The organism is Micromonospora noduli (genome assembly GCF_003264475.1).
Taxonomy (GTDB): domain Bacteria; phylum Actinomycetota; class Actinomycetes; order Mycobacteriales; family Micromonosporaceae; genus Micromonospora; species Micromonospora noduli.
In genome coordinates, this window is the sequence record NZ_PYAC01000018.1 from 42,062 (window position 1) to 53,909 (window position 11,848).

The following is an 11,848-nucleotide window of genomic DNA, read 5'->3' on the forward strand; positions in this document are numbered from 1 at the left end:
TCCCGCAGGATCGCGCCTATCGGGTTATTTGTCGGGTTTTTGCCCCGGCGGCGTCCATTCATGTCCTCCGACGGCCGACGACTAGGAGTGTGCGGTGTACGAGCCAGGTGACGGTCCCGGCACACCAGCGCTTGGTCGGCACCGGTCGGCTGGCGGCTATCGCCGGATGGTCGGTGTCCACCGGGCCGCCGGCGCCGGTGGCCCCTCCCGCGGTTACCTGCTCACTGTCGCGCTGCTGGCCGGCACGGCGTCGATGCCCATCCTCGCCGCGATCAGCGCGGGCTCGGCCACCCCGGGCAGCACCGCCCTACCGGACAGCAGCACCCCGTTCATGCCCACCCCGTCCGTCGGGCCGGTGGTGATCCCAATGCCGGTGACCAGCCAACCACCGCTTCCCCCGCTCGGCACACCCAGCGTCGGCCCGACCAGCGGCTGGCTGCCGGCCGCTCCGTCGCGTCCACGGGAAGGGCCCGCCGCCGCCGATCCCGGGCCCGTCCGGTGGACGACCGCCCCGCCGGTGGCACCTGGACCGACACGGAGCACCGCGCCGCCGGTACCCCCGCCCGTCGCTCCGCCACCGCCGGTCGACCCCGACCCGACCGATCCGCCGGGCCCGGACCCGACCGACCCGGACCCGACCGATCCGCCGGACCCGGACCCGACCGACCCCGACCCGACCTACTCGCCGGGCCCGGACCCCACCGACCCGGACCCGACCGATCCGGCCGATCCCGATCCGACCCCGACCCTGACGGTGGACCCGACGCCCACACTGGACCCGACGCTGGGGCCGACACCCACGCCGACCGACGACGCGACCGCGACCGCCGTGCCGACCAGCACCCGGTCCGTCCCGGCCCCCACACCCACGCCGCCCGCGATACCGACCCGCCGACCCAGCCCGGCGATCCCGTCGCCGTCGGCCGTCGCCTCGAAGGCCCCGCGTCAGCCCGGTGCCACTGGCCGGACCGACGTACCCGGCGGTGTCGCCGACGGTACGGTGACGATCAGGCGCGGCCCGCCCGGCGACGGCGGCGTCCGGCGGTAGGCGTGTACCGGAGGGGGTGGCGTGGGCGGCGGTGCGGAACCCCGCCCGGTCACCACCAGGCCCGGCCCGGGGTTGCGGATCGCCCGGCTGGTCACCGAGGTGACCGCCCCGGCGGTGCTCGTGTCGCTGCTGATCATCACGGTGAGCTGGCACAGCGCCAGCCGCCCCGGTCAGGGCCTCGTCTGGGGTCTGCTCGCCACTCTCTTCGTCACCGGCATTCCGTTCGCCTACATCGTCGGCGGGGTACGCCGTGGCCGGCTCACCGACCACCACGTCGGCCGCCGGGAGCAGCGCCGGGCGCCGCTGCTGGTCGGCCTCGGTTCGGTCGCGGCGGGGCTCGCCCTGCTCGCCGTGCTCGGCGCGCCCCGCCCGGTGCTGGCACTGGCGGTGTCCGGCCTCGTCGGCCTCGTCGTCGCCGTGTCGGTCAGCCACTGGTGGAAGATGTCGATCCACTCGGCGGTGGCCGCCGGCACGCTGGTCATCCTGATGCTGACCTTCGGGACGCGGCTGGTCGTCGCCGTACCGCTGCTGGCGGTGGTCGGCTGGTCCCGGGTACGGCTGCGGGACCACACGGTGGCGCAGGTGCTGACCGGAGGTGCGCTCGGCGCCCTGGTCGCCGCGGTGATCTTCGGCCTGCTGCGCTAGCCCGATCCAGGGTCCGCCGTGCTGACCCGCCCCGGGCGGGCGGCGCGTAGCCGCCCACCCTCCGACGCCGTCAGGCGCCGTCGTCGGCGAGGCGGTGGCGGTTCGCCTCGATCCACGCGTCCAGCGCGGCCGGGTCGTCCGGGTCAACCCCGTCGGCCATCAGCTGCGCCACTGCGGCGGTGGCCGCGCTGCGCCGCTCACCGGTCGAGTAGAGGCGGGCGAACTCCGGCACCATCTCCTCGATCGCCTCGTCGGTGCGCGTCGCCGCCGCCTCGGGCAGCCCGCGCTGGCGCGACGCGTACCGCGCCCAGGCCCGCAGCACCCGGGGGAGCATCGCCGCGTCGTCCATGTCCAGCACAGCCCGGCGGTGCACCCAGTCGAGCAGGAAGAGCCCGGACACCGCAGGACTCCAGCGCATCGGATCGGAATCCGGGAAGCTCGCCGAGTGGTCCAGCAGCAGGCTCAGGCAGAAGTGCAGGGAGGCCAACTCCGGGCCGTCGACGGCGTCCAGCCCGAAGCGGGCAGCCTCCGGCGCGGCAAGGAACCGCCGGACCAGGTCGGTGCGCTCGGCCGCGGAGAGCGGCTCGACCTCCGCCGGACCGGTCGGCTCGGCCGCGGTGGGCAGCATCGCCAACCGGGCCCTGACCAACGCTCGGTCGGTGGCGAGTGACCCCTCGCCGGGCAGCTCGCCCAGGTCGTCGGTGACCGCCAGATGGCGAGCCACCTCGCCCCGGAACCGGGCTGGATCTTCGGTACGGAACCAGGTCAGCTCGTCGTCGGCGCACATCTGCCGGACCTGGTCCAGGATCCGTTCGGCCGGCCCGCCCACGAAGATGTCCTTGGTGATCCCGATGTTGTGGTCCACCAGGGCCACCAGCGCGTGCTCCGAGCCGCCCGACTCGTCGTCGTAGGCGAAGGTCGCGAGGTAGGAGGTCTGGTCGCCGTACACGTCTCCGTACGCCCAGGTGCCGGTGAGGTGCACCCGGCCGAGCTGGGCCGTCCAGGTGGGCGCCTGGCTGCCCGGGCGCACCCGATCGGTGCCCTCGGCAGTCGGGACGAGCGTGGCGAAGACCTGCCGGATGGTGGTCGCCGCTGCGACCCTGCGGCGGGCGGTGGCGGCGAGGAAGCCGGTGACGAACTCCCGTACGGCGGCGTCGCGGTCGGTCTCCGCGATCGCGTAGACACTGCCCAGCAGGGCGCTGCCGAGCATCTCGGCGTCGAGAGCGGACTCCAGCTTGGTCACGTCGCGTGCGGCGTGCAGCACCGCGTCGTAGGGGGTCTGAGGCGTGGCCATGCTCCGACCCTACGCCGCCTGAGGCGTACGCAGAGCGGTAGCGAGCCGCGCGGAGCGTCAGCGGCGTGCGGCGTCCCGCAGCGCGTCGCGTGCCTGCGCGTACGAGCCGAGCACGATCCGTACCGGTGTCAGCACGTACTCGTCGCCCACCTGCGCGACCCGCGCCGTCAGCCGCTGGTCGGCCCGGGCCCGGGCGCGCAGGGCGGCCCAGCGCACCACCGGCCGGGTCAACGCCGCCACCAGCAGCCCGGCCAGCAGGCCGCCGAGCAGCAGCACGGTCGGCAGCGGCACCTGGCCGACCATCGGGTTGTCCAGCGCGGGCAGGCCGAGCGCCCGCAGCGCGTAGCCGAGCACCAGCCAGCCCAGCCCGACCACGGCGGCGAGGGTGACCAACCACTGCACACCGCCGACGACCCGCCACCACAGCGGGCGACGGTCGAGGCCGAGGTCGGTGCCGGCGATCGTGCGATCCAGGGCGTCCGGTAGGTCGCCGAGGCGGGACCGGGCGGCGGAGGTCACCGCGCCGGGCCAGGCGGCGGGCAGGTCGGCGGCGGCCCGGTCGGCCACCGCGCGGATGGCGAGACCGAGCGCCGAGCGCTGGGCGGCCGTCGGGTCCGGTACCGAGGTGGCCGCCACCAGGCTCTCCGCCGGGTCGGCCTGGTCGCCGGTCGGGCCGGGCAGGTGCAGCCGACGCAGCGGGTCGGGCCGCAACCGCCGCCAGCCCCGCACCACGGGCCAGCCGGTGGCTGCGCCGGCCCGGTGCCGGTACGCCCGCTCCACGGCCTCGGTCACCGCCGGCACCCCGGCCGCCCCGGCCAGCGCCCGGTTCAGCCCGTTGACGGCGGTGTCGTCCGGCCCGCCCGCCGGCCGGGCCGAACCGACCAGCTCGTCCAGGCCGGCGACGACCGTGTCGACGTCACCCGCGAGCCGACGCAACGCGGCCTGCCGCTCGGCGACCGTGCGCTCCAGCGCGTTGCGCAGCCCGACCATCCCGGCCGGATCGATGGCGGTGGTGGCCAGCAGGGGCACCCCGGTCAGCCCGTCGGTGTCGAGCAGCCGACGCAGGTCGTCCAGGACCCGGGGCACCTCGGCCGGGGGCAGCCGGTCGGCCTGGTTGAGCACGACCACTGTGACCTCGCGGTGCCGGTGAAACTCGCGCAGGTAGCTGTCGTGGATGACCCGGTCGGCGTACTTCTGCGGGTCGACCACCCAGACCACCTGGTCGACCAGGCCCAGGAGTCGGTCCACCTCGAGCCGGTGCGATCGCTGCACCGAGTCGAAGTCGGGCAGGTCGAGCAGGATCAGCCCGTGCAGGGCCGTCTCGTCGTCCGCGTCCAGGGCGCTCTCCCGGACGAAGCGGTGTCGGGGCAGTACGCCGATCCAGTCGAGCAGATGGTTGGCGCCCTCCAGCGGCCCCCACACGCAGGCGTGGGTGACGCCGGTGGTCGGCCGGCGGACCCCGACCGGCGAGAGTTCCAGTTGGGCCAACGCGTTGAAGAGGCTGGACTTGCCGCTGCCCGTGGCGCCGGCCAGGGCGACCACTGTGTGGTCCCGGGACAGCGCGAGCCGGGTGCCGGCCCGTTCGACCACTGTGTGCGCGGGCACCAGGTCGGCGTCCGGCAGCAGACCGTCCACGGCGGTCAGGAACCGGCGTACCGCGTCCAGGCGGGCGATCAGCGCGTCGGCGTCGACCCGCTGGTCCCCGCGGAACACGTCGCGTACCCGGCCGGCGATGTTGCTCACCGGGAACCCTCCTCGTCGGCGGCGGACAGGCCGCTGCGGTGCCGGGCCAGCTCGACCCGGCCGGCGGCCCGGCGCAGCCCGTCGCCGGCGTCCTCGGCGGGGCGGGCGTCGGCGGTGCGGCTCAGGAAGCGGTCGGCCTCCGCGTCGAGCAGCGTGCGCACCCGGTCCAGCAGGTCGGTGCGGGCCTTGGCGGCGAGGGTACGCACCGCCTGGTCGCCGAAGATCGCCTGGAGGACGGCCTGCGCGGCGACAGTGGTACCGGCCCCGGTGGCCAGCTCCAGCCCGGTCGGGATGAACGCGGTGGAGGCGAAGACGGCGATCATCACGGCCAGCCCGGTGGCGTTCACCGCGTACGCGGCGGTGCGGGCCACGAACCGCTTGTCACCGCCCTCGACCCGGACCAGTTCCAGCACTCCGCGCTGCCAGTCGCGGACCATGCGCTCGGCGCGCTCGGGCAGGTCGTCGCTCGGGTGGGCGAGCGCCGGGTCGAGCAGCCCGGCGCCGGCCGGGTGTGCCTTCCACCCCGTGTACGCGGACTCGGCGGCCTCCGAGGCCACCCCGCGCAGCAGCGTCACCAGTTGGGACTCGATGGCGTTGCGCAGCTCGGCGGCGGGCGCCGGCCGACCGGTGACGGCGGCCACGACCCGGTCCCGGAGGCGGCCGATCCGTGCCTCCAGCGTGCGGAACAGCTCGCCGGTGCCGACGAACTCCTGCCAGCGGGCGAGCACCTCACCCCGGAGCAGCCGGCCGTCCTGGAGCCCCTGCTCGACGGTGCGCTCGGCACCCCGGTACGCGGCCCGGACCCGTTCGTCCAGCCCGTCGGCGGCGGCGAGCTGCTCGTCGGCGGCGTCGGCCAGATCCTCCACGGCGGGGTGGAGTGCCGCCAGCGCCCCGTCGAGGGTCTGGCGGACCACCGCCGCCCGCGCGTCCACGTCGGCGGCCAACCGGGCGAACCAGTCGGCCAGTGGGGCGGTGACTCCCTCGGGCAGCAGCCCCTGACCGTCGACCCAGGTCTCGGGCAACACGAACAGCGGCGCACGCCCGAGGTCCTGCTCGGCGAGCATCTCGGTCAGATGCGCGGCGATCTCGTCGGTGGCCTCGGCGGGCACCCGGTCCAGGACCATGGCGATCACCGCGCCGCGCGTCCGGGCACTGCGCAGCAGCTCCCAGGGCACCGCGTCGGCGTACCGGGCGGCGGTGGTGACGAAGAGCCACAGATCGGCGGCGGCCAGCAGCTGGGTGGCGAGCGCCCGGTTGGCGTCGACGACCGAGTCGATGTCGGGCGCGTCGAGGAAGGCCAGCCCGGCGGGCAGGGCCGGGGCGGTGACGAGGTGCAGGGCGCGCGGATCGTCGCTCGGCTCGGTGGTGCGGGTCAGCCCGGGCAGGAGGTCACCCTGCCGGAACCATGCCGCGTCGGAGGGGTTGCAGACCAGCACCGGTGAGCGGGTGGTCGGCCGGAGCACGCCGGCGGCGCTGACCCGGGCCTTGACCAGGCTGTTGACCAGGGTCGACTTACCCGCGCCGGTGGAGCCGCCGACCACCACGAGCAGTGGGGCGTCCAACCGGGCGAGCCGGGGCAGCAGGTAGTCGTCGAGTTGGTCGGTGAGTGCTGTGGCGCTGTGCCGGGCAGAGTTGGCGGAGGGCAGCGCGAGGGGATACCGGGTCGCGCCGATCGCCTCCCGGAGGCCCGACAGTGCGCCGGGGAGGCTGTCGTCCCCGGTGGTGGCGGGCGGCTCCTCCGCGGCGTCCGGCGGGTCGGTGCGGGCTGCGACGGCGGGCGCACCGGAACGGGTGGCGGGATCGCCGTGCGTCGTCACCGCTAAAGCGTGCCCGACCGATGCAAGGGAAGACAACCGGACGGTAATAACGGCTGGGTTGCGTCGGGTTGACTCAAGTCAACTTGACGATTGGCCAACGCGTGGCACTATTGAGTCAAGTTCACTCAACTTGTGGTGGGGCCCGCTGCGGGCGGTGCTCGCCAGCAGCCCACGGGCGATGCCCGTCACCTGCACAACCTTACGAAGCGAGGAAGCGAAGATGGCACGTGCGGTCGGTATCGACCTCGGCACGACGAACTCCTGCGTCAGCGTTCTCGAGGGCGGTGAGCCCACCGTCATCGCCAACGCTGAGGGGTCGCGGACGACTCCTTCGATCGTCGCGTTCGCCCGCAACGGCGAGGTGCTCGTCGGTGAGGTCGCCAAGCGCCAAGCGGTGACCAACCCGGACCGGACGATCCGGTCGGTCAAGCGCGAGGTCGGCACGAACTGGTCCGTCGACATCGACGGCAAGAAGTACACCCCGCAGGAGATCTCGGCCCGGACGCTGATGAAGCTCAAGCGGGACGCCGAGGCGTACCTGGGTGAGCAGATCACCGACGCGGTGATCACCGTTCCGGCCTACTTCAACGACAGCCAGCGCCAGGCCACCAAGGAGGCCGGTGAGATCGCCGGCTTCAACGTGCTGCGGATCGTCAACGAGCCGACCGCGGCCGCCCTGGCGTACGGGCTGGACAAGGGCTCCAAGGAGCAGACCGTCCTGGTCTTCGACCTCGGCGGCGGCACCTTCGACGTGTCGCTGCTGGAGCTGGCCGAGGGCGTCGTCGAGGTCAAGTCGACAAGCGGTGACAACCAGCTCGGTGGCGACGACTGGGACCAGCGGATCATCGACCACCTGGTCAAGACGTTCCGCGGTGAGCACGGCATCGACCTGGCTCAGGACAAGATGGCCCTCCAGCGGCTCCGCGAGGCAGCCGAGAAGGCCAAGATCGAGCTGTCCGCCGCCACCACCACCAACATCAACCTGCCGTACATCACCGCCGGCGCGGCCGGCCCCCTGCACCTCGACGTGACGCTCAGCCGCGCCGAGTTCCAGCGGATGACGCAGGACCTGCTGGACCGTTGCAAGGGCCCGTTCGAGCAGGCCGTGAAGGACGCCGGGATCAAGATCTCCGACGTCGAGCACGTCATCCTGGTCGGCGGTTCGACCCGGATGCCCGCCGTGACGGACCTGGTCAAGCAGCTCACCGGTCGCGACCCCAACAAGGGCGTCAACCCGGACGAGGTGGTCGCCGTCGGCGCCGCCCTCCAGGCCGGTGTGCTCAAGGGTGAGGTCAAGGACGTCCTGCTGCTCGACGTGACCCCGCTGAGCCTGGGCATCGAGACCAAGGGCGGCATCTTCACCAAGCTGATCGAGCGCAACACCACCATCCCGACCAAGCGTTCCGAGGTCTTCACCACGGCGGACGACAACCAGCCGTCGGTGCTGATCCAGGTGTTCCAGGGTGAGCGGGAGATCGCGGCGTACAACAAGAAGCTCGGCACCTTCGAGCTGACCGGCCTCCCGCCGGCGCCGCGCGGCGTGCCGCAGATCGAGGTCGCCTTCGACATCGACGCCAACGGCATCGTCAACGTGCACGCCAAGGACCTGGGCACCGGCAAGGAACAGAAGATGACGATCACCGGTGGCTCCTCGCTGCCGAAGGACGACATCGAGCGGATGCGCCGGGACGCCGAGGAGCACGCGGAGGAGGACAAGCGCCGCCGCGACGACGCCGAGACCCGCAACGTGGCCGAGGCGCTCCAGTGGCAGACCGAGAAGTTCCTCGCCGAGAGCGGCGACAAGCTGCCCGGTGAGAACCGCGAGCAGCTCAACGAGGCGCTCGGCGAGCTGCGTGGCGCCCTCGGCGGTCAGGACATCGAGAAGATCAAGTCGGCGCACGAGAAGCTGGCTCAGGTCTCCCAGCAGGCCGGTTCGCTGCTCTACTCCCAGCAGGCCGAGCAGGGTCAGCAGCCGGGTGGCGAGCCCGGCCCGGGTGCGACCGGCGCGACCGGCGCGACCGGCGCGCAGGCCGGCGGCGCCGACGACGTGGTCGACGCGGAAATCGTGGACGAGGACGGCAAGAAGTGACCGTCGGCCTCCGCCACGTTTCCACCGCGAAGGGGATGAGGTAGCCGCATGACGCAGAAGCCACGAGCCGCCGACCCGGGCGACACCGGGTCGACGCCGGGTGGCTCCGCGACCACGGAGCCGACCGGCGACGGGGAGCGGGTCGTCATCCGCAACAACCGCAAGCTCGTCGACACCGCCGAGCCGGAGGGGACCGCCGCCGACGCGGAGACCGGTGTGCCGGCCGAGGGTCTGGTCGAGGACGCCGAGGTCGTGGTCGACGAGATCGAGGTCGAGGTCAACTCCACCGACGGGCCGGAGCCGTCCGGTCCGCCGGTGGTGGACGCCCCGGCGCAGCCGGTGGACGGCGGCGGCACGGGCACCTCGCTCGGTGCCGAGCTGGAGGCGCTCCGGGCCGACCTCGACGAGCGGACCCGGGATCTGCAGCGGGTGTCGGCCGAGTACGCCAACTACCGCAAGCGGGTCGACCGCGACCGCAGCCTCGTACAGGAGCAGGCGACCGGCTCGGTGCTGGCCGCGCTGCTGCCGATCCTGGACGACCTGGACCGGGCCCGGGAACACGGCGACCTGGTCGGGCCGTTCGGCACGGTGGCGGAACAACTCACCACCGCGCTGGGCAAGTTCGGCCTGAACGCCTTCGGCGAGCAGGGCGACCCGTTCGACCCGACCCGGCACGAGGCGGTCGCGCACCAGACCTCGGCCGACGTCAGCGAGCCGACCTGCGTACAGGTCATGCGACGCGGCTACCAGCTCGGTGAGCGGCTGCTGCGCCCCGCGCTGGTCGCGGTCGCGGATCCGGAATAGTGCCAGACAGTGACCGGGCCGTCCCGCCCACCGCTCAGCGGTGGGCGGGACGGCCGGGCCACCAGGGTCGGAAGGAGGTGGACCGGTGAGTTCGAAGGACTGGATCGAGAAGGACTTCTACGCCGTGCTCGGCGTGGACAAGGCCGCCTCCGCGGATGACATCAAGAAGGCGTACCGCAAGGTGGCCCGGGAGTCGCACCCGGACCACAACCCGGGCGACCCGAAGGCCGAGGAGCGGTTCAAGGCCGCGTCCGAGGCGTACAACGTGCTGTCGGACAGCGGCCGCCGTCGCGAGTACGACGAGATGCGTTCGCTGTTCGGCTCGGGCGCGTTCCGGCGCAACGCCCGGGGTGGGGGTCAGCCGGGCGGCATGCCGTTCGACGTCTCCGACATGTTCGGCGGCGGAGGCGGTGGCGGCGATCGTCGCTTCGGCGGCGCCGGCTTCCAGGACCTCTTCAGCTCGATCTTCAGTGGCGGTCAGGCCGGTGGGCAGGCCGCACCACACGGTCCGGCCCGTGGTCGGGACGTGGAGACCGAGGTGGCGCTGGACTTCGGCGACGCGGTGCGTGGAGTGACGCTGCCCCTGACGCTGCGCGCGCCGGGAGTCTGTGACACCTGCCACGGCAACGGGGCCAAGCCCGGCACCCAGCCGCGTACCTGCCCGGTCTGTCATGGTGCCGGCGTGACGACCCGCAACCAGGGGTCGTTCAGCTTCTCCGAGCCGTGCCGCAACTGCCAGGGCGTCGGCACCGTGGTCGAGGAGAAGTGCCCGGAGTGCCACGGCAGCGGCGGTGTCACCAAGACCCGCACCATGAACGTGCGCTTCCCCGCCGGTGTGGCCGACGGTCAACGCATCCGGCTGGCCGGGCGTGGCGAGCCGGGCGAGCGCGGTGGCCCAGCCGGCGACCTCTTCGTGCACGTCAAGGTTCGGCCGGACGAGCTGTTCGGGCGTACCGGAGACGACCTGACGCTGACCGTGCCGGTCACCTTCGCGGAGGCCGTGCTCGGCACGGACCTGCGGGTGCCCACGCTCGACGGCGCGGTGACCCTGCGGGTGCCGCCGGGGACGCCGAGCGGGCGGGTGCTGCGGGCCCGGGGCAAGGGTGTGGTCCGCCGCGACGGGCAGGCCGGTGACCTGCTGGTCACGCTGGACGTGGTGGTGCCGGCCCGGTTGTCGGACGAGGCGCGCACGGCGCTGGAGTCGTTCGCCGAGCAGACCCCGCCGGCGGCCCGGGAACATCTCGACGCACGGGTGCGTCGAGTCAGTTAGTCCGGTGGAATGGACGCGGAGGTGAGCGGGATGTCGGGCGAGTTCCTCGGTTCGGGCGACCCTGCCTACGAGGCCAAGGTGCTGATGATCTCGGTAGCGGCACGGATGGCGGGGATGCACCCGCAGACCCTGCGCCAGTACGACCGACTGGGGCTGGTGCAGCCCGGCCGGGCCGCTGGTGGCGGGCGTCGCTACAGCGTCCGGGACGTGGTGCTGCTGCGCGAGGTGCAGCGGCTCAGCCAGGACGACGGGATCAACCTGGCCGGCGTCAAGCGGATCATCGGGCTGGAGCGGCTGCTGGAGCAGGCGCAGCAGCGGGTGGCCCGGCTGGAGGCGGAGCTGGACGCCGCGTACCGCCGGGTGGCGGAGCTGGAGTCGCTGGCCCGCTTCCCAGGCCGGGATCTGGTGCCGACCAACCGCACGTCCACCGCCCTGGTGGTGTGGCGCCCCCGCCGGACGCCCGATCGCTGACCTGCCGCTCACCCGGATCCGTCTTCTCGGCCCGGACCGTGCCGGATTCCCGGCGCGGTCCGGGCCGCTTCGGTTAGCCTGTCGACAAGGGTCCAATCGGCTCAATTCGGACCTACCGGCATGGCGATGGGGGAGCGATGGCGGAACCGGCCAAGAAGGTGGCCCAGCAGACCGAGGACCGGTTGGAGAGCCTGGCCGAGACCGTCCGCAAGAAGTTCGACAAGGTGACCGACGGGACCTACCGGGACCGGATCATCGCGGGCCGGTTCGCCGAAGACGGCGACCATACCGGCGAACGGGGCCGAGCCGAGACGGAACGCAAGCAGGACTGACCGGTGACCGACGTGCGGGCCGGGACCCACGGGGGGTCCCGGCCCGTTCGCCGTGATCGGGGGTCCCGGCCCGCGGCCGTAATCGGGGGTCCCAGTTCGTTCGCCGTTTCCGACCGAGGACCGGTGACGCCGACTCCTGGGCGTCAGGCCGACTCGCAGGTCCTTTCGAGCTGAATCGTTTACGACATCACGTCGCACCGCTGCTTCGACCGACCTCGACCGGTCCTGGTCGGGCCGACCTCGACCGGTCCTGGTCGGGCCGACCTCGACCGGTCCTGGTCGGGCCGACCTCGACCGGTCCTGGTCGGGCCGACCTCGACCGGTCCTGGCCGTGT

General features: G+C 73.2%; 10 protein-coding genes. 7 read left to right on the top strand and 3 right to left on the bottom strand.

The genetic code is table 11. The features are described 5' to 3' along the window. The first annotated feature begins 94 nt into the window (after nucleotides 1-94). Both MED15_RS33575 and MED15_RS19915 read left to right on the top strand, forming a co-directional pair. A complete protein-coding gene (locus MED15_RS33575) occupies nucleotides 95-1,048 on the top strand; it encodes a hypothetical protein (protein ID WP_167457692.1) in 954 nt (317 codons plus the stop codon). Nucleotides 1,049-1,069: 21 nt separating this feature from the next. Further along, on the top strand, nucleotides 1,070-1,693 hold the full coding sequence (locus tag MED15_RS19915) for a phosphatase PAP2 family protein (protein WP_112736607.1): 624 nt from the start codon (nucleotides 1,070-1,072) through the stop codon (nucleotides 1,691-1,693). Between the two features lie 70 nt (nucleotides 1,694-1,763). Here the strand turns inward: MED15_RS19915 and MED15_RS19920 are convergent, their stop codons facing one another. Genes MED15_RS19920 through MED15_RS19930 form a run of 3 tightly spaced genes read right to left on the bottom strand, consistent with a single transcriptional unit; the run spans nucleotide 1,764 to nucleotide 6,547 of the window. Next, nucleotides 1,764-2,987: a hypothetical protein gene (locus tag MED15_RS19920; protein WP_112736609.1), complete on the bottom strand. Its 1,224-nt coding sequence runs from the start codon at nucleotides 2,985-2,987 to the stop codon at nucleotides 1,764-1,766. 57 nt (nucleotides 2,988-3,044) lie between these two features. Then, nucleotides 3,045-4,730 carry a GTPase gene (locus MED15_RS19925; RefSeq protein ID WP_112736611.1) on the bottom strand — a complete coding sequence of 562 codons (1,686 nt, stop codon included), beginning with the start codon at nucleotides 4,728-4,730 and terminating at the stop codon, nucleotides 3,045-3,047. Continuing rightward, nucleotides 4,727-6,547: a GTPase domain-containing protein gene (locus MED15_RS19930; protein WP_112586094.1), complete on the bottom strand. Its 1,821-nt coding sequence runs from the start codon at nucleotides 6,545-6,547 to the stop codon at nucleotides 4,727-4,729. Before MED15_RS19930 ends, MED15_RS19925 begins: the two co-directional genes overlap by 4 nt. 220 nt (nucleotides 6,548-6,767) lie before the next feature. Here MED15_RS19930 and dnaK point away from each other — a divergent pair, with 220 nt between their 5' ends. From dnaK to MED15_RS19955, 5 genes are all read left to right on the top strand, one after another. Continuing rightward, the gene (gene dnaK, locus MED15_RS19935) at nucleotides 6,768-8,636 is read left to right on the top strand and encodes a molecular chaperone DnaK (RefSeq protein ID WP_112586096.1); all 1,869 of its coding nucleotides are present in this window, start codon (nucleotides 6,768-6,770) and stop codon (nucleotides 8,634-8,636) included. Between the two features lie 48 nt (nucleotides 8,637-8,684). Next, nucleotides 8,685-9,440, top strand: coding sequence for a nucleotide exchange factor GrpE (grpE, locus tag MED15_RS19940; protein ID WP_112586098.1), 756 nt, complete (start codon nucleotides 8,685-8,687; stop codon nucleotides 9,438-9,440). 85 nt (nucleotides 9,441-9,525) lie between these two features. Then, nucleotides 9,526-10,710, top strand: a complete 1,185-nt coding sequence (dnaJ, locus tag MED15_RS19945) for a molecular chaperone DnaJ (RefSeq protein WP_112586100.1) — start codon at nucleotides 9,526-9,528, stop codon at nucleotides 10,708-10,710. Between the two features lie 30 nt (nucleotides 10,711-10,740). After that, entirely contained in the window at nucleotides 10,741-11,181 is a 441-nt protein-coding gene (locus tag MED15_RS19950; protein ID WP_030332087.1) for a heat shock protein transcriptional repressor HspR, read from the top strand. Between the two features lie 137 nt (nucleotides 11,182-11,318). Continuing rightward, nucleotides 11,319-11,513 carry a hypothetical protein gene (locus MED15_RS19955; RefSeq protein WP_112736613.1) on the top strand — a complete coding sequence of 65 codons (195 nt, stop codon included), beginning with the start codon at nucleotides 11,319-11,321 and terminating at the stop codon, nucleotides 11,511-11,513. Nucleotides 11,514-11,848: the final 335 nt, after the last annotated feature.

What these genes read in the sequence shown, in the direction of transcription:
- MED15_RS19920 (WP_112736609.1), bottom strand. Translation starts at nt 2,987, where the DNA reads ATGGCCACGCCTCAGACCCCCTACGACGCGGTGCTGCACGCCGCACGC.
- dnaK (WP_112586096.1), top strand. Translation starts at nt 6,768, where the DNA reads ATGGCACGTGCGGTCGGTATCGACCTCGGCACGACGAACTCCTGCGTC.
- grpE (WP_112586098.1), top strand. Translation starts at nt 8,685, where the DNA reads ATGACGCAGAAGCCACGAGCCGCCGACCCGGGCGACACCGGGTCGACG.
- MED15_RS19950 (WP_030332087.1), top strand. Translation starts at nt 10,741, where the DNA reads ATGTCGGGCGAGTTCCTCGGTTCGGGCGACCCTGCCTACGAGGCCAAG.
- MED15_RS19955 (WP_112736613.1), top strand. Translation starts at nt 11,319, where the DNA reads ATGGCGGAACCGGCCAAGAAGGTGGCCCAGCAGACCGAGGACCGGTTG.